This is a genomic window from Amycolatopsis sp. NPDC000009, assembly GCF_055563465.1.
Window position 1 is genome coordinate 211,042 of the sequence record NZ_JBVHDI010000001.1, and the last position, 21,480, is coordinate 232,521.

At 68.3% G+C, this 21,480-nt stretch carries 28 protein-coding genes and 2 pseudogenes; 23 read left to right on the forward strand and 7 right to left on the reverse strand.

Going from position 1 to position 21,480, the window contains the following annotated elements; translation table 11 throughout:
• Positions 1–978 precede the first annotated feature (978 nt).
• From ACZ3HL_RS01145 to ACZ3HL_RS01185, 9 genes are all read left to right on the forward strand, one after another.
• Positions 979–1,374 carry a hypothetical protein gene (locus ACZ3HL_RS01145; protein WP_465527989.1) on the forward strand — a complete coding sequence of 132 codons (396 nt, stop codon included), beginning with the start codon at positions 979–981 and terminating at the stop codon, positions 1,372–1,374.
• A gap of 17 nt (positions 1,375–1,391) precedes the next feature.
• A complete protein-coding gene (locus ACZ3HL_RS01150; RefSeq protein WP_465527991.1) occupies positions 1,392–1,679 on the forward strand; it encodes a hypothetical protein in 288 nt (95 codons plus the stop codon).
• A gap of 15 nt (positions 1,680–1,694) precedes the next feature.
• Positions 1,695–2,510: a DUF7178 family protein gene (locus ACZ3HL_RS01155; RefSeq protein WP_465527992.1), complete on the forward strand. Its 816-nt coding sequence runs from the start codon at positions 1,695–1,697 to the stop codon at positions 2,508–2,510.
• A 23-nt stretch (positions 2,511–2,533) separates the two neighbouring features.
• A complete protein-coding gene (locus tag ACZ3HL_RS01160; RefSeq protein WP_465527994.1) occupies positions 2,534–2,848 on the forward strand; it encodes a hypothetical protein in 315 nt (104 codons plus the stop codon).
• Between the two features lie 33 nt (positions 2,849–2,881).
• On the forward strand, positions 2,882–3,196 hold the full coding sequence (locus ACZ3HL_RS01165; RefSeq protein ID WP_465527996.1) for a hypothetical protein: 315 nt from the start codon (positions 2,882–2,884) through the stop codon (positions 3,194–3,196).
• Between the two features lie 191 nt (positions 3,197–3,387).
• Positions 3,388–3,957: a hypothetical protein gene (locus ACZ3HL_RS01170; RefSeq protein ID WP_465527998.1), complete on the forward strand. Its 570-nt coding sequence runs from the start codon at positions 3,388–3,390 to the stop codon at positions 3,955–3,957.
• 60 nt (positions 3,958–4,017) lie between these two features.
• Positions 4,018–4,893: a hypothetical protein gene (locus tag ACZ3HL_RS01175; protein WP_465528000.1), complete on the forward strand. Its 876-nt coding sequence runs from the start codon at positions 4,018–4,020 to the stop codon at positions 4,891–4,893.
• A gap of 105 nt (positions 4,894–4,998) precedes the next feature.
• The gene (locus ACZ3HL_RS01180) at positions 4,999–5,172 is read left to right on the forward strand and encodes a hypothetical protein (RefSeq protein ID WP_465528002.1); all 174 of its coding nucleotides are present in this window, start codon (positions 4,999–5,001) and stop codon (positions 5,170–5,172) included.
• Between the two features lie 95 nt (positions 5,173–5,267).
• Complete coding sequence (locus ACZ3HL_RS01185; RefSeq protein WP_465528004.1) at positions 5,268–5,822, forward strand: hypothetical protein; 555 nt, start codon at positions 5,268–5,270, stop codon at positions 5,820–5,822.
• A gap of 45 nt (positions 5,823–5,867) precedes the next feature.
• Here ACZ3HL_RS01185 and ACZ3HL_RS01190 read toward each other — a convergent pair.
• The 4 genes and pseudogenes from ACZ3HL_RS01190 to ACZ3HL_RS01205 form a co-directional block, all read right to left on the reverse strand.
• A pseudogene (locus ACZ3HL_RS01190) lies at positions 5,868–6,008 on the reverse strand (MFS transporter); the annotation flags it as partial.
• Positions 6,009–6,129: 121 nt separating this feature from the next.
• Positions 6,130–6,570 (reverse strand): annotated as a pseudogene (locus ACZ3HL_RS01195) (MFS transporter); the annotation flags it as partial.
• A 66-nt stretch (positions 6,571–6,636) separates the two neighbouring features.
• Positions 6,637–7,251: a phosphatase PAP2 family protein gene (locus ACZ3HL_RS01200; protein ID WP_465528006.1), complete on the reverse strand. Its 615-nt coding sequence runs from the start codon at positions 7,249–7,251 to the stop codon at positions 6,637–6,639.
• A gap of 40 nt (positions 7,252–7,291) precedes the next feature.
• Positions 7,292–7,828 carry a Chromate resistance protein ChrB gene (locus ACZ3HL_RS01205; RefSeq protein WP_465529075.1) on the reverse strand — a complete coding sequence of 179 codons (537 nt, stop codon included), beginning with the start codon at positions 7,826–7,828 and terminating at the stop codon, positions 7,292–7,294.
• Positions 7,829–7,998: 170 nt separating this feature from the next.
• Between ACZ3HL_RS01205 and ACZ3HL_RS01210 the strand changes: the two genes are divergently transcribed.
• The 8 genes from ACZ3HL_RS01210 (at position 7,999) to ACZ3HL_RS01245 (ending at position 13,841) form a co-directional block, all read left to right on the forward strand.
• Positions 7,999–8,391 (forward strand): DUF302 domain-containing protein, encoded by a 393-nt coding sequence (locus ACZ3HL_RS01210; RefSeq protein ID WP_465528008.1) that lies wholly within the window; start codon positions 7,999–8,001, stop codon positions 8,389–8,391.
• A 130-nt stretch (positions 8,392–8,521) separates the two neighbouring features.
• On the forward strand, positions 8,522–8,674 hold the full coding sequence (locus tag ACZ3HL_RS01215; RefSeq protein WP_465528010.1) for an SHOCT domain-containing protein: 153 nt from the start codon (positions 8,522–8,524) through the stop codon (positions 8,672–8,674).
• Positions 8,671–10,143, forward strand: a complete 1,473-nt coding sequence (locus ACZ3HL_RS01220; protein ID WP_465528012.1) for a multicopper oxidase family protein — start codon at positions 8,671–8,673, stop codon at positions 10,141–10,143. The genes ACZ3HL_RS01215 and ACZ3HL_RS01220 overlap by 4 nt, the downstream gene beginning before the upstream one ends.
• Before the next feature lie 505 nt (positions 10,144–10,648).
• Complete coding sequence (locus tag ACZ3HL_RS01225) at positions 10,649–10,918, forward strand: metal-sensitive transcriptional regulator (RefSeq protein WP_465528014.1); 270 nt, start codon at positions 10,649–10,651, stop codon at positions 10,916–10,918.
• Positions 10,919–10,996: 78 nt separating this feature from the next.
• Positions 10,997–11,311, forward strand: a complete 315-nt coding sequence (locus ACZ3HL_RS01230; protein ID WP_465528016.1) for a rhodanese-like domain-containing protein — start codon at positions 10,997–10,999, stop codon at positions 11,309–11,311.
• Positions 11,312–11,341: 30 nt separating this feature from the next.
• The gene (locus tag ACZ3HL_RS01235; RefSeq protein ID WP_465528018.1) at positions 11,342–12,724 is read left to right on the forward strand and encodes an MBL fold metallo-hydrolase; all 1,383 of its coding nucleotides are present in this window, start codon (positions 11,342–11,344) and stop codon (positions 12,722–12,724) included.
• 3 nt (positions 12,725–12,727) lie between these two features.
• Positions 12,728–13,513, forward strand: coding sequence for a sulfite exporter TauE/SafE family protein (locus ACZ3HL_RS01240; RefSeq protein WP_465528020.1), 786 nt, complete (start codon positions 12,728–12,730; stop codon positions 13,511–13,513).
• A gap of 118 nt (positions 13,514–13,631) precedes the next feature.
• Positions 13,632–13,841 (forward strand): hypothetical protein, encoded by a 210-nt coding sequence (locus ACZ3HL_RS01245; RefSeq protein WP_465528022.1) that lies wholly within the window; start codon positions 13,632–13,634, stop codon positions 13,839–13,841.
• Positions 13,842–13,844: 3 nt separating this feature from the next.
• Here ACZ3HL_RS01245 and ACZ3HL_RS01250 read toward each other — a convergent pair whose 3' ends face one another.
• Positions 13,845–14,333 (reverse strand): PIG-L deacetylase family protein, encoded by a 489-nt coding sequence (locus ACZ3HL_RS01250; RefSeq protein WP_465528023.1) that lies wholly within the window; start codon positions 14,331–14,333, stop codon positions 13,845–13,847.
• Between the two features lie 517 nt (positions 14,334–14,850).
• On the opposite strand from ACZ3HL_RS01250, the gene ACZ3HL_RS01255 reads away from it, so the two are divergent.
• The 6 genes from ACZ3HL_RS01255 to ACZ3HL_RS01280 all read left to right on the forward strand — a co-directional run bounded on the left by ACZ3HL_RS01255 (position 14,851) and on the right by ACZ3HL_RS01280 (position 19,360).
• Entirely contained in the window at positions 14,851–15,321 is a 471-nt protein-coding gene (locus tag ACZ3HL_RS01255) for a hypothetical protein (RefSeq protein ID WP_465528025.1), read from the forward strand.
• A gap of 42 nt (positions 15,322–15,363) precedes the next feature.
• Positions 15,364–16,164 (forward strand): hypothetical protein, encoded by an 801-nt coding sequence (locus ACZ3HL_RS01260; protein WP_465528027.1) that lies wholly within the window; start codon positions 15,364–15,366, stop codon positions 16,162–16,164.
• A gap of 52 nt (positions 16,165–16,216) precedes the next feature.
• Positions 16,217–17,095 (forward strand): DNA-processing protein DprA, encoded by an 879-nt coding sequence (locus tag ACZ3HL_RS01265; protein WP_465528029.1) that lies wholly within the window; start codon positions 16,217–16,219, stop codon positions 17,093–17,095.
• Positions 17,092–17,880: a M48 family metallopeptidase gene (locus ACZ3HL_RS01270; RefSeq protein ID WP_465528031.1), complete on the forward strand. Its 789-nt coding sequence runs from the start codon at positions 17,092–17,094 to the stop codon at positions 17,878–17,880. The genes ACZ3HL_RS01265 and ACZ3HL_RS01270 overlap by 4 nt, the downstream gene beginning before the upstream one ends.
• Positions 17,881–18,043: 163 nt before the next feature.
• Positions 18,044–18,322, forward strand: a complete 279-nt coding sequence (locus tag ACZ3HL_RS01275) for a hypothetical protein (RefSeq protein WP_465528033.1) — start codon at positions 18,044–18,046, stop codon at positions 18,320–18,322.
• Between the two features lie 300 nt (positions 18,323–18,622).
• Positions 18,623–19,360, forward strand: coding sequence for a hypothetical protein (locus tag ACZ3HL_RS01280; RefSeq protein WP_465528035.1), 738 nt, complete (start codon positions 18,623–18,625; stop codon positions 19,358–19,360).
• A 92-nt stretch (positions 19,361–19,452) separates the two neighbouring features.
• Here the strand turns inward: ACZ3HL_RS01280 and ACZ3HL_RS01285 are convergent, their stop codons facing one another.
• A complete protein-coding gene (locus ACZ3HL_RS01285) occupies positions 19,453–20,409 on the reverse strand; it encodes a C40 family peptidase (RefSeq protein ID WP_465528037.1) in 957 nt (318 codons plus the stop codon).
• A gap of 3 nt (positions 20,410–20,412) precedes the next feature.
• Positions 20,413–21,456, reverse strand: coding sequence for a replication-relaxation family protein (locus ACZ3HL_RS01290; RefSeq protein WP_465528039.1), 1,044 nt, complete (start codon positions 21,454–21,456; stop codon positions 20,413–20,415).
• Between the last annotated feature and the right edge of the window lie 24 nt (positions 21,457–21,480).

A 21,480-nucleotide genomic window follows, 5' to 3' on the forward strand; every position in this document is an offset into this window, starting at 1 on the left:
TGCTGTCCGCGCCGCTGGGCTCCGCCGTGTCGGCTGCTGTCCGCGCCGCTGGGCTCCGCCGTGTCGGCTGCTGTCCGCGCCGCTGGGCTCCGCCGTGTCGGCTGCTGTCCGCGCCGCTGGGCTCCGCCGTGCCGGTAGTTCGCTTCCTATGCCGTCCCAGAGCACGCGGCTACGTGCGTTCCTCTCATGCGCGCATGGCGGCTGACCAGCGCCGTTTCAAGATCATGTCACGAGAAGGTCACGGCAGAGGTGAACCCCCTTGTGGAGTGTCCTACTTGGATGTCTAATAGACATGTCAGCAGGACAGTTACCGAGGAGGCGACGAGGGCCAGGGCACGGCGTCCCTGCGAGTCGATCACCACGGTGTCTTTCCTGACGACAACAACCTTAAGTCCCGTATAGCGCGGGCAGCGGCTTGGGCCGTGCGGACAGCAGCGAATCCGTGCAGAGCAGCGTGAAGAACGACGCGTAGCCAAACGCGCATTTCTAGTCTGGAATGCGTAGTAACTGCGCTTGCAGCTTCGCGACGTAAAGCTCTTGCTATAGAGCGGAGTAGCGCGCATAAATGGCATGCCTGCCACAGGTGTGTCCCCAAGATAAGTCAATGGTGGTCTAGCACCGAAAAACGTCGCAATGTGTAGGCGTTCGGGGTTGTTTTAGGCGGTTGCCGACATTGGGTTTCTCTGGCTTGAGAGCGTCGCTCTCGCCTGCCCATAGCACGCCAAACCCTTACGGGCATGGTTCCTTGCGTTGCGCGCTAGACATAACGGCTTATCCCAACAGTTTCTAGAGATTCAGGGAATGTGCCATCGGAACGCGCAACCCTCGTCCGTGAGTAGTGCCGTATTGCCCGGATACAGGATGTGTCCCCTTTGCGGAGATCTCACAACGTCGAGGGTTGCGCGTTTCGGTGTCAGTTCACAACTGGCCTGAATCGCTGCCAGTCAACCACTTTCGCACACGAAATGGAGTACCGCCATGACTATGACTCTGATCGATTGGTCCGCCCGGATTAACGCCATGGCGGACGCTCTATCAGTTCCGGACGGCGGATTTTCCGTCAACCCGAGCGACGGTTCCGACGTCGGCACGGGCTATGCGGTTGCCGTACACCCGGAACACGAACGCGTTTTCGACGGTCCCGTGACCAGTAACGACCTACACGAGTACATCGCGCAAGCGAAAGACGCTCTTTCGCTGCCCGGTCGCGTTCTCGGCGGGTGGCGCGACCCTGCGACCGGTCGCGTCTACCTGGACGTTTCCGTCGTGACCGTGGACCTGTCTGAGGCAATGACCCTCGCGCGGGAAACCGCGCAGCTCGCAATTTTCGATTTTTCCGCCATGGAATCCATTCCGGTCACGGTTGCGGCGTGAGTCAAGGAGTGAAACCGATGAGTGCAGTCATCGCCATGATTAGCGACGGGCAAGCGCGACGTATCGCGTCCGATTGGCACGGTGGTATGTCGTCTGCTCTGTATTCCCTCGCATCATCGGGCGCTATTGACCTTGACCGTGTGCGGGATGAGATCTCCCGTGAACTGTGGCAATTGGACGTCGGAGAAGCGCGCCGCGAATTGCTCGCCCTGGACAAATACGTACGAACGGCCGACGCGCGTCCCGCGCAATCGGGATGGTCCCGCTTGTGGGACGACTCGCCGGTAAGCGTGAATCACACCTAAGAGGACTGAATTGTCATGCCTGCCCCCAGCGATCACCCTTGGTTCCGGGTGCACCCTGTGAGCCACGAAAACATCGTGTGGCACTGGGAGCAGGCCACACCCGACGAAATCGCGCAAGGAATGCGCTGGTATGCCGATGCTCACCACGTGGCAACCGCAATCGCGAACGGTGACGCCCATCTCGGCGCGGGAATGCTCGCGATCTACTCACCTCAACAAGGATGGATCGGCAACGTCCTTAATGCCGCTCGCGTACTGCGCGCGGGTAAGGGAATCGGCGGGCCCGGTTCCGGAATGTTCGCCACGACTGGCCAGAAACGCGCCGCTGACCGGTTGCTCGCCGGTGAGCGGTATGAGGACATCCTGAACGGTCCCAAGATCCGCGACTTTGCCCACCTGATCGAGTTCGGCGGAGATCAGGACCCGGGCAACCCGCGCGTGGTGATCGACCGGCACGCGCTGTCAGTGGCGCACGGTCGCGCGCTCACCTCCGAGGAGTACGACTCCGCGCCGGTCAACGGGTTCCGTCGCAAGGACGGAACGGTTTCCCGTCGGCAGTACGACCACGTGGTGAGCCTGTACCGCCGTGCCGCGGAGCTGATCTCCGCACGTACGGGAGAACGGGTCTCAGCGCACCAGGTGCAGGCCGTGACCTGGCTCGCCCGTCAACGGCTCAACCAGGAAGCCGAGCAACGGCGTGGCCCCAACCGGCTGGACAAGGGACGCAACCACGCTCGCGCGAATTCCGAACGCGCATGGAACGAATTCCGCACCGTCTACCTGCCTGACCTGGCCACGTGCCCCGGTACGGGCTACCAGCCAGCCGCCTAAAGCATCCCGAGTGAGGTCTCACGATGACTGACACGCAACACCGTTCGATTCCGACAACCGTGATTCGGATCGGTGATCTTATCTTCCTGGACAGTTTCTCCGGACTCGTACCGGCCGAGGTGACCGGGTACACCCCGCGCGGCGAAATCGCCGTATTGGTCACCGCCACGCGTGGCGCCTACCGACGTGGCGAACGCACCACATTCACCCCGAGCGGTTGTGTTCCGCGCGCACACGTCCGCGTGCGTTGTGGACAGTTCCGCATCTTCGGCGCGTGGACCTTTGACGGGCTCCGCGAGGGATTCCAGCCCCGCTGGGCCCGAAACCCGCGCACGTAACCGACCGGATCGGCCAATGCCAAGGGAGGCAACATGTCCACCGACACGGACACAGCCAACGTCGTTGAGCTCCACTTTCAGTACGCCCAGAACGGCGACGTCATGACGGACGACACGTACGGCGAACAGGACGCCGATAGCGCGGTCGCTTTCACTCGTGACGGGTGCGCGTTCGTCGCCTGCAAGCGCGCACCGCGCGGACGTTGGCGCATCGAGTCCACCGACGGGGCGCCCGTTCCGGTGCCGTTGTCCGCGTACCGCTACCGATTTTCGGACCTTGCCGATGCTGCGGAGTACGTCGCCGCAAAGTGCGGCGCCACAGTCCGCCGCGTCGATTCCTGGATCTAGCAACAACGGTCCGGCGCATCACCGGACATTTCATCGATAGTCAGCCGCGTGTCTCGGCGCCCGTTCATGACGGGCGCCGCGCAGCTCTCACCGCGCGCAATGGTTGCAACGGTTCGGTTTCCGTTGCGGATTGTTCGACTCATCCGCGCGCACGTCATCACCGTTTCTCGAATCAGTAAAGGAGTTCAACCATGTTCGTGTACGGCGTGTCCCTCACCGATATTCACTGCGTCGTACGCGACGTGTCCAACGCGCTCTACGACGGAAACATCACCGTGCGCACGGGCGAGGATCGCAGCAACCGCGCCGGCCCCCGCGCGACGTTCACCCTCCGCGCCACCGACACAGCCGGTTGTGGCGCCAAGGGGAGCGCGTCTGCGTTCGGCAAGGGCACCGGCCCGAACGGCAGGCGACGCACCATTTCCGCGTGCTGGCACGCCCATTTCGACGTGTTGGCCGAGTTGTTCGCCCGATTCCCGGCCGCCCGCGTGGTCACCGCGATCGCCACCTACACCGCGCCCACGTTCCGTGACCGCGCACTGGCTACCGCGTCCCGGAACGTCGGAAGCCAGTTGTCCCCGGTGACCGCGCCGGACTGCTGCGAGTGCGACCACACCGACTACGTCGACACCTTCGACCACGCCGACCGCGCCGGCTACGTCGACGACTTCGACTGGATGCCCTCCGGCGACGCGATGCGCCCGAACACCGACGTCGACTACTTCCTTGATCAGCTCGACCGCGTGCTCGCCGAACAGTGACCCCCTTTCCCAGCACCTCAGCACATTCACGCAATTCGACCGACGAAAGCGAGCACCACGATGACCGCTGACTACCCGACCACGCTGGACGCACTGCGCGCGGAACTCGACCGGGAACGCGCACGGGCCGAGTCTCTGGAGACGGTGAACCGCGTGCAGGCCGCGAGCCTCACCAGCCTGGCCAGGCTCGCGGAGGAACTCCGCTGCCAGGTTGCCGACCTGCACGACGACGCGCTGAGCTCGCGCCCAATGCCAGTGCAGGGCCTGTGCAACGTCACCGGCCGCATGGACGGCTTGGCGGACACCTTGAGCCGTGCGGCACGCGGCTACTCCGGCGCCCGGACCACGGACATGATCTACCCGACCGTGGACGACGATCTCCGCGCACACGGGTGGACACCCCGACCGGACCGGGGCCTGGACGGCGTGTTGCCGCCGATCCCGATCACCGAGCTGGGCGACCGGCGCGGCTATGCGCGCGGCTGGCACCGGGGCCCACAGTGGATCACGTTGTGGTTCACCGGGCCGTGCGCACTGGCCTACGCGGACAGCAGCGACCACGGCCGGCTCACCGACGTCGACGCCGTACGCGCTGTGATCACCTCCCGCCGGCCGTTGTCCGCGGGCGCACTGGCCGAGTGGGTCGTGGCTCGGCAGAAGGCGCACACGGTGCCGTTCGATGCCTCGTACGTCCGGGTGTTCGCGCACCTGCGGTCGTCCTGGGGTGGTGGCCTGGTCGTCGATGATCGGTGCGACGAACACGGCGCCCCCGCGCTCGACGGGCCCGGTAAGCGCTCCGTGTGGGCCTGCCCGACCGACCCCGATTTCCGGCTCTACGTCTGGGGCATCGGCGACCAACCGGCCCACGTCCGCTACTGGGCCGGGCCCGTGGTCGACATGGCCCATCTCGTCCAGATCACCGGCCACTGCCGCTGACCTCAGCACGCCACCGCCGGCCGGCCGGCCGTCCCCGTTGACGGTCGGCCGGCGCCTCGCCGTGCCGTCGAGCAACTCGCCGCAACCGTCGCCGCGCACTTGGGCGTGCAGCGCCAAGACCAGGACACCGACTTCCACTTCGGCACGGTCGATGCAGGCGTCCACGGACGCGTCTGCGGGCGGCCTGGCGCGTCCGACTCGGTGTTCACCGTCCGCGTTCCGCACGACCGGGTGGCCGAGTTCGCCCGGCTCCTGGCCACGTTCGGACACCTTCCTTGATCACCTCCGGCCGTTCGGTTCACCCCCAGTGGCCGAACGGCCGGCCTGCGCCCTTGCCGATTCCGCCACCTCCGCCCGAAGGGACCGATACCGCCATGACCACCTCCTCCACCGCCGCCCCCGTGGCGGACGTTCTCGACTGCGGCCACCCGCCCACTCCGGACCCCACCGGGATCGGCACCGGCCGCGCGATCGACCCGACAACCGGCGCCACGACCTGCTACCCGTGCTCGAACGAACGCGAACGCCACGCGATGACCCGCGCGAACACGTTCGTCGCCTACGTGTCCTCGGCCGGCGACGCGCTGACCACCTGGCCCGGCGGCCACCTCGCCACGATCGACCCCGCCGACGCCCACCAGGTCGGCCGGCGCACCTACACCCCGTCCGGCGGACGGTGGACCCGCTACGTCTGGCACGCCACCGACATCGACGGAGGCCGCTGGGCAGGCGTCAACGGCGGACCGGGCCTCGTCATCCGCGTCCACCGGCTGCGCGTGTGCACCTGGCAAACCGAGTTCGGCAACGGCCGCGCGCCGCGCTACTGCCACCGCCGCGCCACCCACGCCGGCCAGGGCGGCGCCTTCGACCTCTACGGCAGGACCACCACCGCCCTGCCACCCCGCGCGCTCGCCAAGACCGGCGCGTGAAACCGCGCCACCACAAGGAAAGGAGCCCCTCGTGTTCGTGAAGTTCTACGACCGCCTCGACGCCTCAACCGCGGGCACCGCGACCGCGGACCAGCCCGCGACAGCGGCGGCGAGGACGGCGAGGACGGTGTAGAGAGTGGTGAATCCGCCGAGGGTGACCAGTGCGCCCCCGATCAGCGGCCCGGCGGCGTAGCCGACGCTCTTGCAGGCGCCGTAGCCGCCGAATGCGCGGCCGTGGCGGTGGGGTGGGGCGGAGGCGGGCGAGGAGGGTCCCGGCGGCCGGGGAAAACGCCGCTGCGGCGGCGCCTTGGCCGAGACGGGCGATGCCGATCAGCGCCGGGTTGCCGGCGAGGACGAATCCGGCGGAGAAGGCCGCGAACGCCACCAGACCGCCCAGGAGGACCGGGCGCGGGCCAATCCGGTCGGCGAGTGCGCCGAACACGGGTTTGAGGACGACCTCGGCGCCGTCGTAGACCGCGAGCAGCACACCGAGGACGAGCAGGGAGGCGTGCTCGTCGCGGGTGTAGAGGCCGAGGTTGGCGGCGATGCTGTGGGCTCCGAAGGCGGTCACGAATCCCGCGGCGTAGAGCGGGGCCAGGCGCCGCCGCGACGCGGCCCCGGCAGTGCCGGGTGAGTTAGCGCTCACCTGGCCGTTTCCTTCCAGGTGCTCGCGCGTGGCTGATCGTTGTAGCGACAGAGGCCCGTGGGCCAGCGGACCTTGGTGACCCAGCCAAGGCACTCGAAGCACCAGATGGGGCCGGGCGGCGCGAGGGCGCCGAGGAAGCCCGGCGGGACGGGCGCCGCCGCCAGCGGCTCACCCCACCCGGTCGGGTTCGCGAGCGGGTGCGGTGACCAGCACCCGTAGCGGGGTCCCGGTGAGCCGCCGGGCGAGCGTGGTGGCGGCGCGGCGCAAGCCCAGGACGATGACTACGCCGATGGCCGCGCCCGCGAGCAGGCCGGCAGCGGTGTCTGCGGGGTAGTGCACGCCGACGTAGACCCGGCTGAACGCCAGCAGCACCGCGATCAGCAGCGCGGGCAGGCCGAGGCGCCAGGTGAGGATCAGCAACCCGGCCACGAACGCGCCGGCGATGATGGTGTGGTCGCTGGGCATGGAGTAGTCGCTGCTGCACGGAAGCAGCACCTGCACGTGCACCAGCGCACGGCACGGGCGTGGTCGGGCGATCAGCCGGGACAGGACGTTCTGGTTGACCAGTACCGCGATCACCGCCGCGACCCCGGTCAGCACCGCCGTCGCCACCGCGCGCGGCGCGTCGCCGTGGTGCCGGGCCGGCCACCACCAGCCGGCGACCAGCAGCAGCGCCAGCGCGGCGAGCCCGGCCCACAGGGCGTACGCGGTCAGCACAGCATGCAGCCATGGCGTGGAGGCCGCGAAAGTGTTGATCAGCTCGAACAGGTGCGTGTCGGTCACGGAAGCCCTTACCTCACAAGAAGGGAGACAGGAGTGTCTGTCACATTTGGTGCAGGGCGGCGAAGACCCGCTCGGTGTAGTCGACGAGCCGTTCGGTGCAGTGCTTGAGCCCCTGCTCGGCCCGGGCCGCGGACGGGGCGCCGAATACGTCGCGGGCCTTCAGATCCCGGTGCCAGCGGCGCAACCGCTCCAGGCTCTGCTCCTCTTCTTCCAACTCGGCCATGGTGAACTTGCCCTTGGCGATCTCTTTGTCGATCTCGGCGTCGAACTTGCCGCAATCGGCCACGAACTCCGCCCACTCGTCCTCGCGCTCCGCGGTGAACAGCGCCGTCAAGCGGGCCGCGTCGTGCTCGGCCCGGCCGGTCGCCTCCAGCACCACCACCTCGCCCTCGCCGCGTTCGGCCAGTTCGATCACCCGGGTGATCCCGTCGGCGAACCCCGCCACGTCCGGCACCGCCCACGTGCCCTGCCCCAGCGACAGGGCACCGATACGGCGCAGCTCCCGCCACACCGCGACCCGGTGCCGGGACGGCGAGGCCGGCACCCGCACCACCAACACCACCCACCGTGAAGCCATCTCCGTCACGTAGGCGAGAGTAACATGTGTTACAAATCTCCGTGAATGTGTGTTCCATGGGACTCGGCGGGTAACCGCTGTACGGGTGGTGATGAATCCCCTGATCAGATACCCCCGGGTGTATGTTCGGCAGCGGTCGGGCAACCAACGAACACGGAGAGGTGATGGGAATGGACTACGGCATCGCGGTCCGGAGTGCGGCGCCGATGGCGGAGACGGTCGAGCGGGTGCGGACAGCGCTCGCGGATCAGGGCTTCGGGGTGCTGACCGAGATCGATGTGCAGGCGACGTTGAAGGCGAAGCTCGGGGAGGACAGCGAGCCGTACCTGATCCTGGGGGCGTGCAATCCGCAGCTGGCGCATCAGGCGCTCGGTGTCGACCACCGGATCGGGCTGTTGCTGCCGTGCAACGTCGTTGTACGTCCGGACGGTGCGTCGACCGTGGTGGAGGCATTGGATCCGCAGGTGATGGTCAACGTGCCGGAGGACTCGCGGCTGCAGCCGATCGCCGACGAGGCCGGACGACGGTTGCGCGCCGCCTTGAAGGCTGTGAGTGACCGGTGATTCGCGTTCGTGCCGGACGCGCTCCGGGCCGGGGTCCGGCCCGTTGGGAGGTGATGCCGCGATGATGGGTGGCGGGTCGATGGGCTGGATGTGGCTCTGGCCTGTACTGATTGTGCTCGGGGTGGCCCTGGTGGCCGCTGCCGGTGTCGTGTGGGCCCGGGGTCGCCGCGCGACCTCGGGGGATCGGTCCGGCGGGAGCGCGCGACAGATCCTGGACGAGCGGTTCGCGCGCGGCGAGATCGACCAGGACGAGTACCGCCGTCGCCGGACCGAGCTGGGATGAGCGGCGACCGGCTCAGCCGTCGCCGGGCGCTCGGCCTGCTGATGGCGGGCTCGGCGAGCGCGGCGGCGGGGATGACCGGCTGGCTGAGCGGAGCCGACGCGCCCGCCAGTGGCACTGCCCCAGCCGTCAGCGGGCTGCTCCTGACCGAGTCGCCGGTACTCGGCGCGCGGCAGGGCGTGCTCGATGCGTCACTGACCGCGGCCTCCGGCGCGGCAGTGGCCGGGCGGGCAGGAGCCGGGCTGGGCTTCAACGGCTCCTCACCCGGGCCGACACTGCAGGTACAGCCCGGTGACGTGCTGCGGGTGCGGCTGGTCAACCAGCTGGATCAGCCGACGAACCTGCACACCCACGGCTTGCACGTCTCACCGGAGGGCCGGGGCGACAACCCGTTCGTGACGGTCGACCCCGGCGCGACTTTCGACTATGCGATCGAAATCCCGGCGAACCATCCTCCGGGAACATTCTGGTATCACCCGCATCGGCACCGTTTCGTCGCCAACCAGCTCTTCGGCGGGCTCTTCGGCGCGATCATCGTGGCCGGCGGCCCGGATTTCGGCGTGGCAGCCGACCGGGTACTGGTCATCGGCGACACCAGCCTGGACGACGCGGGCCGGGTCGCGCCGGTGAGCGCGATGGACCGGATGATGGGCCGCCAAGGATCACTGGTGCTGGTCAACGGCCAGCACCAGCCCGTTGTCGCCGCACGTCCCGGCACCGCCGAGCGGTGGCGGCTGGTCAACGCCTGCACCTCACGGGTGCTCTCGCTGCGCCTGGAAGGCCACCAGCTGACGCACATCGCCAGTGACGGCTACTTTCTGCCGGCCCCGGTCGAGCGGGACCGGGTCGTGCTGGCACCGGGCAACCGCGCCGACGTCCTGATCCATCCGGGTGCGGCAGGCCGGTACGGGCTGATCACCGACCCCTACGACGGCGGCAACCCCGGGATGATGGGCGGGATGGGATCCACTGGTTCGACGGCCGCGAGCGAACCCGTCACGCTCGCTGCGCTCGCGGTGTCCGGACCAAGCGGAACGACCACGCCGACGCCGCGCACCCTGCCGGCGCCGGTGTTGCCCACGAGTCCGCCGACTACACAGCGGACGATCACGTTCGGCATGCAGATGGGAATGGGCGGTAGCGGGATGGGGTTCACCATCGACGGCCGGATGTTCGACCCCCAACGGACCGACCAGACGGCCCGCCTCGGCGCCACCGAGGAATGGCTGGTGTCCAACACCAGCCCGATGGATCATCCGTTCCACCTGCACGTGTGGCCGTTCCACGTGCTAGACACCAGTCAGGACCCGGCGCCCCAAACGACGCTGCGGGATGTGGTCCTTGTGCCCGCGCACGGCTGGGCGCGGCTGCGCGTCCACTTTGACGACTTCCCCGGCCGCAGCGTCTACCACTGCCACATCCTCGACCACGAGGACGCCGGAATGATGGCCACCGTCCAGGTTTCCCCCTGACTGCATCTCCTACGGCACACCGGATCGCCCTGGTGAAGTGAATCCCGGAAGCATGAGGTTCTCCTCCGTGCTCGGCCGCCCGTGGTGCTGGGGGGGGACGATTCCCTCCGCTCGCAGTCCCCTCAGTGCTGGCCAACCGCTGCAACGACACCGGCCGGACCGCGCCCACTGACATGGGTGTGGTGCACGCCGCAACCCACTTTGATACCCCCGGGGGTACCTTGGTGCGAGAGACACCGAATTGAGGAGGTTCGCCGATGTGTCGTCGTGTGACGTGTTCGCGCTGCGGAAAGGCCACCTACGCTGGGTGCGGGCAGCACGTGGAGCAGGTACTGGCCGGAGTGCCGGCCGCGCAGCGGTGCCAGTGCCAGCCCGAACCGGGCGGGGTGACCCGGGCGTTGCGTCGGCTCTTCGGGCGCGGCTGACGTGTACCGCTCCGTATCGCGTGGGCCACAGGCCGGAATGCATACCCCTGGGGGTAGGTTGCACCAGGTGGAGGTGGGCCATGGAGATGACGCCTGAACTGGTCGGTGACGCGCTCGTGCGGTTGCGCCGCGCGCAGGGGCAGCTGGCCGCGGTGATCGGCATGATGGAGACCGGTGAGGACTGCGCGACCGTGCTGACCCAGCTGGCGGCGGTGTCGCGGGCGCTGGACCGGGCCGGGTTCAAGATCGTGGCCAGCGGCATGCGCTACTGCCAGGCCGCCCGGGACCGCGGCGAGGAACCACCGATGACCGAAGCCGACCTGGAGAAACTCTTCCTGGCTCTGGCCTGAGCACCGTTCTCGGGCAACAAGGGCAGACCTGTGTTTGACACATACCCCCCGGGGTACACGCCCTGTGAAGGGTGGGACATGGCAGTACGCGAGGTAACCGCCGAGGAGTTGGAGCGGGCCCTGGACGCGGGGGCGCGGCTGGTGGACGTGCGATCGCCGGGCGAGTACGCCCAGGCGCACGTGCCCGGCGCGGTCAATGTGCCGTTGGAACAGGTACCCACGGCCGGCCCGGCGTGGGCCGGGCAGCAGGTGTGGGTGATCTGCCAGTCCGGCAACCGCAGCCTGCGCGCCGCCCAGGCGTTGGCCGCGATGGGCGTGGACGCGGTATCGGTCGCCGAAGGCACCACGGGCTGGCACCGCAGCGGCCGTCCCGTGCGCACCGCCATGAACTGACAACGGATGACGGGCGAAGGAGACAACAGCATGCTGGACGTAGAAGTGATCGAGACGTCGTCGCTGGGCGACCGCAGCTACCTCGCGCACGACGGCGAGGTGGCGGTCGTGGTGGATCCGCAACGCGACATCGACCGCGTGCTCGCACTGGCCGGACGGCTGGACGTGCGGATCACGTGGGTCCTGGAGACCCACGTACACAACGACTACGTGTCGGGTGGCCTGCAGCTGGCCCGGCTGACCGGGGCCCGCTACGGGATCGCCGCCGACGACGAAGTGCCGTTCGACCGGGCGCCGCTACGCGACGGTGACGTGCTGGAAGTGTCGCAGCGGATGCGGGTCCGGCCGGTCGCGACACCGGGACACACGTTCCACCACCTCTCTTACATTCTCGACGGCCCAGAGGGGCCGGAAGGGGTGTTCACCGGGGGCTCGCTGTTGCTGGGCACGACCGGGCGCACCGACCTGCTGGGTCAGGACCACGCCCATGACCTCGCTCGCCGGCAGCACGCCTCGGCGCACCGGCTGGCGCAGCTGCTGCCCGACGGGGCGCAGGTGTGGCCCACCCACGGCTTCGGCAGCTTCTGCTCGGCAACCCAGGCCACCGGGGACACGTCCACGATCGGGCGGGAACAACGGATCAACCCGGCGCTGACGCTGGCCGAAACCGAGTTCGTCGAGCAGACCCTGGCCGGGCTGGACGACTACCCCGCCTACTACGCGCACATGGGTGTCCGCAACACCGCCGGCCCGGAACCGATCGACCTCACCCCGGTGGCCACCGCCGATCCGGTCGAGCTGCACCAGCGGGTCGAAGCCGGGGAATGGGTGGTGGACCTGCGCTCCCGCAAGGCGTTCGTGCACTCGCACCTCGCCGGAACGGTCAGCCTGGGCCTGGACGGGCCGATGGCCACGTGGCTCGGCTGGCTCATCGACTTGGGCGCCCCGATCACACTGCTCGGCGACACCGCCGACCAGGTCGCCCAGGCACAGCGGGAACTGGTCCGGATCGGGATCGACCGACCCGCCGCCGCGGCCACCGGCGCACCCGCGCTCTGGGCCGGTGACCACGCCGAGCGGCTGGCCGGGCTGGCGACGGCGACGTTCGCCGACCTGGCCACCGCCTTGGCGCACCGGGACACCGACGGGCTGCCGGCGCCCGCCGTGGTGCTGGACGTCCGGCTGCCCCACGAGTGGCGCGAGTCCCACGTGCGCGACGCGGTGCACATTCCACTGCCAGAGCTTCCGCAGCGGTTCGGCGAGCTGCCCGAGGGGCCTGTGTGGGTGCACTGCGGCAGTGGCTACCGTGCCGCCGCCGCGGCGTCACTGCTGGCCCGCGCCGGGCGCACGGCGGTGCTCATCGACGACGCCTTCGACCACGCCGAGACCGCCGGTGTGCCGATGGCGGCCTGACCGATGCTCATCGCCGCCGCCCTGGCCGGACTGCTCATCGGGCTCGCGCTGGGTCTGCTCGGCGCGGGCGGGTCGATCCTCGCCGTCCCCGCCCTCGTCTACGGCGCTGGACAACCCCTCGCATCGGCCATCCTCGCCTCCCTGCTGATCGTCGGCGTGTCCTCCGCCGCGGCAGTGGTACCGCGGCTACGGACCGGGACCGTGCGGTGGCCGGTCGCCTTGGTCTTCGGGGCCGCCGGTGTCCCGGCCGCCTTCGGGGGCGCAGCGCTGGGCCGGTTGCTGCCGCCGCGAGTGCTGTTGCTCGGTTTCGCTGCTTTGATGGGGGTCGTCGCCGTCCGGATGCTCACCGAGCGCACGAGCCGCAGCGGCGCGTGCCGCACCAGCAGCGGGCGCGTGAACTGGCGAGCCTGTCTGCCCAAGGCCCTGGCCGCGGGCGCCGTGGTCGGTGTGCTGACCGGGCTGTTCGGTGTCGGCGGCGGATTTCTCATCGTGCCCGCCCTGACCCTGCTGCTCGGCCTGGACGCCGCCCAGGCCGTCGCCACCTCACTGGTCATCATCGTCATCAACTCCGCCGCCGGACTGGCCGCCCACGCCGGCGCCCCCATGGACTGGACCACCACAGGGATTTTCGGCGGCGCCGCCATCCTCGCCGCGCTCGCCGCCGGGCGCCTGGCCACCCATCTGCCTGAACGCGCGGTCCGCCGCGGGTTCGCCTATCTCGTCCTCGTCATCGCTGCCGCCATCGCCGTGACCGCCATCGTGGCTCCCGCCACCCTGCCCACCCGATGAACCCAGCAGCAGACCCGGGTCCAGAGTGGCCATGACGAGCTGAGTGAATCGTCGCTCAAACTCAACGTTCGTGCCGCCGACATGAGGCGTCTCAGCGCGCTGTCCGGAGTTTGCCCGTGTGGAGCAGGCGGAGGTGTTCGGACTCGCCGAGCAGCTCCAGTCGCCGGTGCAACAGTGGGTTCTCGGCGGACTGACTTTGGTGGCAGCGGATGGCCTGTCGCTGCCGTGCCCGGGATACGGGAAGTACATGATCCACTCCTTCGGGCGGTGTGCCGACCAGGGCTGTGCCGAACTCCGCGTTGAGTTGATCGGTGATCTGGACCGGTAGTGTTCAGCCCAGCACCGGCAGGTCCAGGTCGCCGGCGGCGACCAGGGCCACTTCGGTCGCCTGCACGTGATCGGGGTGGGATGTCACACCGCCGGGATCGAACGCCAGCAGGTAGACCGGATCCACCTCAGCCGCCAGTGAACGGACGCGAGCGGCGAGGTCGCCGACCGGGATGTCGGCCAGGCCCCCGTCGGCATAGTCGAGCAAGACGGTCCGCTGCAGACCCAGCACCTCTGCCGCCGCATCCAGCTCGCGGGCCCGCAGCGCGCCCAGGTCGTCATGGTCACCGCCCAGCGTGGAAGCCTCGCCGTGGGTGAAACACAGCACCGTGACCGTAGTGTCCACACGGGCGACCTGATCAAGCACCGCACCAAGCCCGAACGACTCATCATCAGGATGTGCGACCACCACAAGAACGGCATTCGCAGCGTTCAGCAAGTCGCGGACCAACGCCGGATGGACGTAGGGTGCGCATTCCTCGCCATACCCCACTTATACACCCGGGGGTATCCCGCCGCTGGAGGTTCATGACACCAGGCTCACGCGAACCGCTGAGGAAGATGAGCACCGACCGTGCCCGGCAATACTCCTCGCCCGAGCTGTCAACGGATTCGCCAAGTTCCGAACCACCACGGTCTCGTAGAACTGCGCAGCGCCACTATTTTCACGAGTCAGCGACACGAGCGTTACCCCCGGAGACGGACATGATCTATCCCACACGAAGCTGGCCGTAAAAGAGACACATGGCTGCCCACACCAAGTCCCCCGTGAAACGGTGCCGCGCCCTCCGAACGGGACACGAGCTCAGCTAGACACGACAACTGCGGCGAGAAACTGTCCGTACGCTGGCAACAAATCCGGCTGGCCCGAGCAACTCGCACGATTCGCCGCACTCCCAACCGAAGCGGCACAGCACATCATCGACGAGTACGTCTGCCTGGCGCTCAACCCCCGATCGGGACTGTTCGGGCCCGGCAAGTCACTCATCACGCGACTGCACCGTGACCAGGTGACCGAGCCCATCGCCCTCGCCGTCGCCCGGATGAAGACGATGCCGTGGGCGATCTACCGCGTGCGCCGGCTCTACTACGCGCCGGCCAACGCGACCCGATTCATGGACGGCGTCCTGCTCGGTGGACACCGCACTGTCCACACCGCGCTGACCGACGTCAGCCGGCTCGTCGACATCCCGCTGGCGAAGAACGAGGAGATCACCGGAGCGCCGGTCCGCGGCGGTGATCGAGATACCCACCGCCGGCTGTGGCTCCGCAGACGTTGCGACGGGATCTATCCGACCCAGGAGGAGTTCTACACGGTCGCGCCCGCCCAGGCACAGGACAAGGAGCTCGACAGCTTCGCCGTCGCCTGGACCGACCACACCGACCAGGCGCTGGTCTGCCTGGAACGCCGCGTCGACACGGCCGTCGCCGTCGTGCAGCAAGCGCTCATCGAAAGCCAAGGCCGCAGCAACGCGGCCTGAACCACTTCATCGAAATCTCTGTTCTCTTGAAGGGATACCGCCATGTCTCGGTTCGACCTGCACCCTGCGCACATCGACGGACTCGTCAACGCCGGACTGCAATTCGGCCTGACCGGCGTCTTCGACGATCTCAACCCCGTTGGCCAAGTGCTGCTTCGGCAGCACCAACCTCACCGCGACGTCGAACAGGAGGACGGAGAGCCGCCGGACTACGTCGCGACGGTGACCGACCGCGCGCTGCACCCGATCGCCGTGCTGTGCCTGCTGGAGTGCTACGAGTACCAGACCAGCGGCACGATCGGCTGGCACACCAGCGAGGCGCACGATTGGACGCGCCGCTTGCGCGAGACGGTACTGACCCGGCTGCCCGCCGAGGCCACAGCGACCGTGCGCCATGGAGCCGACTACGTCCCGGCCTACCGGCTTCTGGCTCCCTACACCGAGACGCCGTGGGGCGTCACGGAACTTGACCAGATCCCCGAAGTAGGGGACGGCGTCATCGAGGTTCCGGTTGTCCGGAAAGGACTGCGCGCGGAGATCTTGACCGGTCCGATCCACTGCCCCAACAAGGGCCTGTCGTCCCGCGTCCGCTACGTGACAATCCTCGGCGTCGGGGAAGAGCAGACGCTGCCCGCCTTCGCCCGGATCTCCGAACCCTCCGACGACGCGCCGGGTGTCAACCTGCTGTTCCAGTACGGCCGCTACGTCGCACGCCCGGCAGACGCCCCGTCCGGCAAGTGGTTCATGGCCTCCGGCGCGCACCTCCACACCGGTGATGGGCGCTGGCGCGAGCTGATCGGACACAGCTTGCCCATCCCGCTGCACGACCGCACCGAGCCCTAGGCGCGCCCCGTCAACCGCACCTGCGAAGCCCTACCCATCGAGGAGTTGAACCATGCCTTCACACGACGAATTGCACGCCCGACTGTTTCTCCTGCGCGCGGCCGAACCACCCGCGGCCGCCATTCACCACTACGTCGCCGTCCACGGGACGGTTGACGCCGTCGCGCAGATCCGGCACGGCACCGCCCCCGCCGCCGTGCTCAGCGAGGTCACCCGGCCTGATCCCCGGATCGACGACGACCTGCGGGCCCTCGACAGCGGCACGGCGCGCCTGCTCACGCCCGAAGACCACGACTGGCCGCTCGGCCGGCTGACCGCCCTGGCCGGCCTCGGCGCCCCGCTCGCGCTGTGGGTGCGCGGAAGCGGCTCTATGGCCGAGCTCACCAACCTCGCCGTCACCGTCACGGGCGCCCGCGCGTCGACGGAGCACGGAAACACAGTCGCGGGGAACGTCAGTTACGACCTCGCCCGTGCCGGGGTTACCGTCCTCAGCGGCGGCAGCCTCGGCGTTGACGAAGCAGCGCACCGCGGCGCACTGGCCGCAGACGGCAGGACGATCGTCGTGCTCGCCAACGGGGTCGACCGGACCCATCCGCACCAGCACGCCCAGCTCTACCGGGAGGTGATCGAGCAGGGCGGGTTGCTGGTCAGCGAGTACCCGATCGGCACACGACCGACCCGCATCCGGTTCCACGCGCGGTGCCGGCTGCTGGCTGCTCTCGCCGCGGCGACCCTGATCGTCGAGGCCGGGCAGCGCAGCGGCGCCCTCGCCGTCGCCCGAGCCGCTGGCGAGCTCGGCCGCCGGGTCTACGGCGTACCGGGACCGATCCACTCCGTGACGTCGAAGGGCGTCAACGAACTGCTGCGCACCGCCGCCGCCACCGTGGCCAGCTCAGTCGAGCACATCAACTACCAGGAGGGAGTGCGATGAGCGACCCTGACGCCTTCCGGGCTGCTCTGGCCGCCCTCGACCTGCCGCCCGAGTGGCAGGTCGAGGTGGCCATCCGTCCACGACGGCGCAAGACCGGCATCCAGGTCAATCCGGGAGGAGCTGTCGCCGTGCTGATCCCGCCGACAGCCGCCCCGGAACAGGTCGCGCGGTTTGTCGGCAGCCATCGTCGATGGATCACCGAGAAGGTCGACACCGCCACGCAGCTGGCCCCGGATCACGCGGTCAAGGAATTCGTCGACGGCGAGGAGTTCGACCTGCTCGGCCGGCGCTACCGGCTCAAGCTCGCCGACGCCCCGCCCGCGGGCACCGCACAGCTGCCAGTGATCACGTCCGACGGCGTCCTGTCCACTCGGAGACAACGACCAGAGCTGGTCCGCCGAGCAGTGATAGGGCTGTACCAGCAGGTCGGGCTCGCCTGGTTGCGCCGCGAGGGACGCCAGTACGAACTGGATGGCCACATCACCGGCCTGAACTACGCGGTTCGCGATCTCGGACGGCGCCGCTGGGGCATCTACGAGGGACCGCCGAAGCACACGACGACGCTGCACTGGGCCGTGTTCGGCCTGCCGCTCCGGTCGATCGAGTATGTGCTCGTCCACGAACAGGCCCATGCCACCCAGCCCAGCGGGGCAGCTCATGGCCGCGCCTGGAAGCGGCGGATGTACCTCTGGATGCCCGACTGGCAGCACCGCAAGGCCGAACTCGCGGAGGTCGGCCGGCACGCCTGGCTCGGAGACCCCAAGTCAGGCGTGCCGTCAACCTAGCCCCGAGCAGGCAACCGGCGGGCGACTCCGGGCGGGACCGGAGGTCGCCCGCCGGCCCCAGATGTCCTAGACACAGGAATGATAGACATGTGTGATAGACACGACGAGACGACGAAGGCTCACCGTAAGCAAGACGGTGACCCTCTGCGAGAGAGGCTCCCTGATGAACGACCCCGAGGAAGTCCTTCAGCTTCGCGCCTGCCGAGCCGAGGTCGAGGGGATCAAGAAGGAACTGGACGACGCCCGCACCCAACAAGCCGAACTCGAAGCGAAGATCAACAGCCTCCTCGCCAAGCAACGAGAAGCGCGGAAGAAACGGCGTGAAGCCGTGCTGGCCGCGGACGCCGCAGGAGTGCCCCGGTTGAGGATCTCCAAGGAAGTCGGGATGCAGCGCAGCAACGTGTACAAGCTCCTCGAAGGCGACGCCGCCGACGAATCGTAACAACCTTCAGCAGCCTGACGGCCGAGACTTTGTCTGAGGGGGCGTATGACGTTCGCAAGATTGAGGTCGTCCTAGACGCCCTTGTCGCAGAATGTGTAGCGATCGCGGCCGATCAATGGGGCACCCGGCGGGGGATCAAATTGAGACATACCTTCTAATAGCTGAAAGTTCGCCTGGGCCGAAGGTGCCGATCAGGTCGACCCGGAGGTCGGCGATCGGGCCAAGAGTGCCGGTGGGGTTGATGAGGACGCCACGGCCAGCCGTGGACGCTAAGTCCGAGGTTTGCGGCAGACTGGCCCCATGACCGAGCTCGCGTACATGGTCCGAGAAGATTGGGGACAGCACGGCACCGCGATGCGGCAGCAGAGTGCTGTGATCCAAGACTGGCTCGGAAGTCCGCCATACGTTTTCGCTACGGCCGATCGGAAGACGTACGAGTCGGACCACAGCGCTGACCGTGAGTTCATGACCTTCGTCGCCCACGACGCCGACGAACGGCACGTCATCGACCTGTCAGACCTCAATGAGCTCCGACGCACCGACAGGACGATCAGCCGTCCGCTCATCGTCCTGCATCCCTACAAGGAACGGGATTGCGACTTGCTGCGCGAGATCGTCACGACGGAGTCCGTCGCGAGACTGTTCGTCATCGTTTGGTCGCCGCACGATATGGTCCGCACCTGGCTCGACGGGGTCGGCGCCACGAACCTGCACACCGGGTCCGCACTCGAAGCACCAGACGCCGTGCAACTTGAGGCCGCGAAGTGCTGGGTAGGTGAGCAGTACAACGGGCTGTCGGGTGGCAACGGCAAGGATGCCGTCGTGCAGCTACTGCGCGTGTTTACCGCAGCCGGCTATCCGCTTGACGCTGACACCTGGCTGCGTGCCTTCTTCGCAGCAGGCGGTGAGTTTGACGAAGCCACAAAGGTCGCGAAGCTCATCAAGGAGATGCAGGGGGGCACCCAGCACCGCATCAAGGCGCGCTACCGGCCCGACATTCTGAGCGTGCTACGCGAGCGCGCCACTGAAACTGCATGATCGCCCCGAGTTGAAGCGGAGCCCGACAGGGCAACCGCTGGGCTGTCACCCTGAACGTCCGAAGGAAGAAGGTCAGCCTAGCTACGTCCATTTTAGACGCGAGCATCGCCGGTGGGGCGGCTGGCCGCGAGGTAGTCGTCCCCGTTCCAGCGGTAGTTGCTGACCTGGACCGGCTCGCCGAACGTCGGGGCGTGCACCATCTTGCCGGCGCCAATGTAGAGGCCGACGTGGTGGACGTTGCCGGGTGTGCCGTAGAAGACCAGGTCGCCGGGGAGCAGTGGCTGGCCGACGGGCACCAGTGGTCCCGCGTTGTACTGCGTCTGCGCGGTGCGGGGCAGGTTGATGCCAGCGGCGTTGTAGGCGGCTTTGGTGAGGCCGGAGCAGTCGAAGCCGGCGTGGCCGCCGGCTGGTCCGTTGCCGCCCCAGACGTAGGGCAGGCCGAGTTGGCCGCAGGCGAAGTTGATCGCCATGATCGCGGCTGAGTTGGGTGCCTGGATCTTGCTGCAGTCGCCGGTTCCGACCGTGGTGGTGCCGTACCGTTTTGCTTGTGCCAGAACGCCGTTGACATACTCCTGGGAGTGGTTGTAAGCGAACAGGGCCTTGCGGATGTCCTTCTGCGCTCCGGAATCGCAAAGATAGAACGCGGCGGCGTAGATGGCGTCGTGCCGGTTGTAGCGCGACGGTGGGTTCGAGCCACCGGGCGGGATAGTGTGCCGTGCGATCACGCCGTCGAAGGTGGGTTTCAGGAACTGCATGGGGCCGCCGGCGCCCATGTAATTCTCGCCTTCCTTGATGCCTTCACCGGATCCGCGCCCGTGCTTGGATTCCGCATCACCGATCGCGGCGAGGATAGTCCAGTCCAGCCCTGGGCACACGGAGGCTGCGGCTCGGTAGAGCGAGAGGTAGTCGTGGGGGATCTCGGCGATCGCGGCCTGGCTCGGCTCGGTACTGCCGGTGCCGAACAGCGCGCTCACGATGGCTTTGCTGACACCCCCGATGAGGATGGGGACGGCGATGATGGCCGCGACAGCGGCAACGGCGATCTTCATGGGTTACCTCCGGAAGCGGCTGGTGGGCAGGGGTGGCGGGAGCGGGTCCGGCGCGGTGAGTTCCGCGGGCACCTGCTGGGCCTGGGCCGCGGTCGAGGACGGCGCCATAGTGGGCGGGTCGACGTAGGGCCAGAGCTGTGCGAGCTCGGCGAGGCGCAGCCGGCCCGGCCGCCGCGACGCGGGGCCGGAGATCGGCAGCCAGCGGGCGACGGCGGGGTTGTTCTCGCTGGCCACGCCCGCGACGTCCGCTGCGCTGGTGGCCACCGGCACCCGCCCTGGGCGGTCCAACTGGGACAGGGCGTCGGCGAGCGCCCTGCGTGCGGTGGTTTCGCGGCGGTTGGTGGGCAGCCACACCAGGATCGGTGTGGTGATTCCCGTTGCGCTGGCGAGCTTTTCGTAGCCGTGCAGCTTGCGGGCGAGCTTGCCGAGGTCCTCGGTGCCGAAGTCGAATTCGAGGAAGAACTCGATCTGGTGGCCGTCTTCGCGCCAGCGACCGTAGGCGTCCGGGCGGACCATGTCGCCGAAGATCCGGCCGCAGCGCAGCTCGGACCACCACGCTGTCAGGCGTCCGCGGGCGCCGGGCTGTCGGCTGAGTGCGACGAGGGTGGTGAAGAAGCCGTTGACGCCCACGGTGTGCGCGAGGCGCAGGGAGTGGGCGGTGCCGATGGCGTCTTCGTGGCGGTAGCCGAGTTGCTTGGGGTCGAGACCGTCCTCGTATGCGAGCGCGACCGCTCCGGCGATGTCGAGCACGTAATGCATCGGGGCGGTGCCGGAGCTGACGAACGGCTGGAAGCGGTCGACGACACGCCACTTGAACAGGTCGAGCAGGCGGTGGTTGGCCGCGCGCATGGTCGGGTAGCAGAGCTCGACGATCTGCTGGGTGGTGAAGACCTTGTGCTCGTTCAGCATCCGGGCGAGCCAGCGGTCTCGGAGGGTGAGCCGTCCGGCGAGCTGGGCGTGGTGCTCCCCAGTGGTGGCCGCTCGTGGCGTGGGGCGTTGGGGCATGTGCCCGCGCAATGCCCGCTGAGGCGTGGGATTCGAAATCATGGGTAGGCTCTCCCAGTCGTTGGC

What these genes read in the sequence shown, in the direction of transcription:
- ACZ3HL_RS01145 (WP_465527989.1), top strand. Translation starts at nt 979, where the DNA reads ATGACTATGACTCTGATCGATTGGTCCGCCCGGATTAACGCCATGGCG.
- ACZ3HL_RS01150 (WP_465527991.1), top strand. Translation starts at nt 1,392, where the DNA reads ATGAGTGCAGTCATCGCCATGATTAGCGACGGGCAAGCGCGACGTATC.
- ACZ3HL_RS01155 (WP_465527992.1), top strand. Translation starts at nt 1,695, where the DNA reads ATGCCTGCCCCCAGCGATCACCCTTGGTTCCGGGTGCACCCTGTGAGC.
- ACZ3HL_RS01160 (WP_465527994.1), top strand. Translation starts at nt 2,534, where the DNA reads ATGACTGACACGCAACACCGTTCGATTCCGACAACCGTGATTCGGATC.
- ACZ3HL_RS01165 (WP_465527996.1), top strand. Translation starts at nt 2,882, where the DNA reads ATGTCCACCGACACGGACACAGCCAACGTCGTTGAGCTCCACTTTCAG.
- ACZ3HL_RS01170 (WP_465527998.1), top strand. Translation starts at nt 3,388, where the DNA reads ATGTTCGTGTACGGCGTGTCCCTCACCGATATTCACTGCGTCGTACGC.
- ACZ3HL_RS01175 (WP_465528000.1), top strand. Translation starts at nt 4,018, where the DNA reads ATGACCGCTGACTACCCGACCACGCTGGACGCACTGCGCGCGGAACTC.
- ACZ3HL_RS01185 (WP_465528004.1), top strand. Translation starts at nt 5,268, where the DNA reads ATGACCACCTCCTCCACCGCCGCCCCCGTGGCGGACGTTCTCGACTGC.
- ACZ3HL_RS01205 (WP_465529075.1), bottom strand. Translation starts at nt 7,828, where the DNA reads ATGGCTTCACGGTGGGTGGTGTTGGTGGTGCGGGTGCCGGCCTCGCCG.
- ACZ3HL_RS01210 (WP_465528008.1), top strand. Translation starts at nt 7,999, where the DNA reads ATGGACTACGGCATCGCGGTCCGGAGTGCGGCGCCGATGGCGGAGACG.
- ACZ3HL_RS01220 (WP_465528012.1), top strand. Translation starts at nt 8,671, where the DNA reads ATGAGCGGCGACCGGCTCAGCCGTCGCCGGGCGCTCGGCCTGCTGATG.
- ACZ3HL_RS01225 (WP_465528014.1), top strand. Translation starts at nt 10,649, where the DNA reads ATGGAGATGACGCCTGAACTGGTCGGTGACGCGCTCGTGCGGTTGCGC.
- ACZ3HL_RS01230 (WP_465528016.1), top strand. Translation starts at nt 10,997, where the DNA reads ATGGCAGTACGCGAGGTAACCGCCGAGGAGTTGGAGCGGGCCCTGGAC.
- ACZ3HL_RS01235 (WP_465528018.1), top strand. Translation starts at nt 11,342, where the DNA reads ATGCTGGACGTAGAAGTGATCGAGACGTCGTCGCTGGGCGACCGCAGC.
- ACZ3HL_RS01240 (WP_465528020.1), top strand. Translation starts at nt 12,728, where the DNA reads ATGCTCATCGCCGCCGCCCTGGCCGGACTGCTCATCGGGCTCGCGCTG.
- ACZ3HL_RS01260 (WP_465528027.1), top strand. Translation starts at nt 15,364, where the DNA reads ATGTCTCGGTTCGACCTGCACCCTGCGCACATCGACGGACTCGTCAAC.
- ACZ3HL_RS01265 (WP_465528029.1), top strand. Translation starts at nt 16,217, where the DNA reads ATGCCTTCACACGACGAATTGCACGCCCGACTGTTTCTCCTGCGCGCG.
- ACZ3HL_RS01270 (WP_465528031.1), top strand. Translation starts at nt 17,092, where the DNA reads ATGAGCGACCCTGACGCCTTCCGGGCTGCTCTGGCCGCCCTCGACCTG.
- ACZ3HL_RS01275 (WP_465528033.1), top strand. Translation starts at nt 18,044, where the DNA reads ATGAACGACCCCGAGGAAGTCCTTCAGCTTCGCGCCTGCCGAGCCGAG.
- ACZ3HL_RS01280 (WP_465528035.1), top strand. Translation starts at nt 18,623, where the DNA reads ATGACCGAGCTCGCGTACATGGTCCGAGAAGATTGGGGACAGCACGGC.
- ACZ3HL_RS01285 (WP_465528037.1), bottom strand. Translation starts at nt 20,409, where the DNA reads ATGAAGATCGCCGTTGCCGCTGTCGCGGCCATCATCGCCGTCCCCATC.
- ACZ3HL_RS01290 (WP_465528039.1), bottom strand. Translation starts at nt 21,456, where the DNA reads ATGATTTCGAATCCCACGCCTCAGCGGGCATTGCGCGGGCACATGCCC.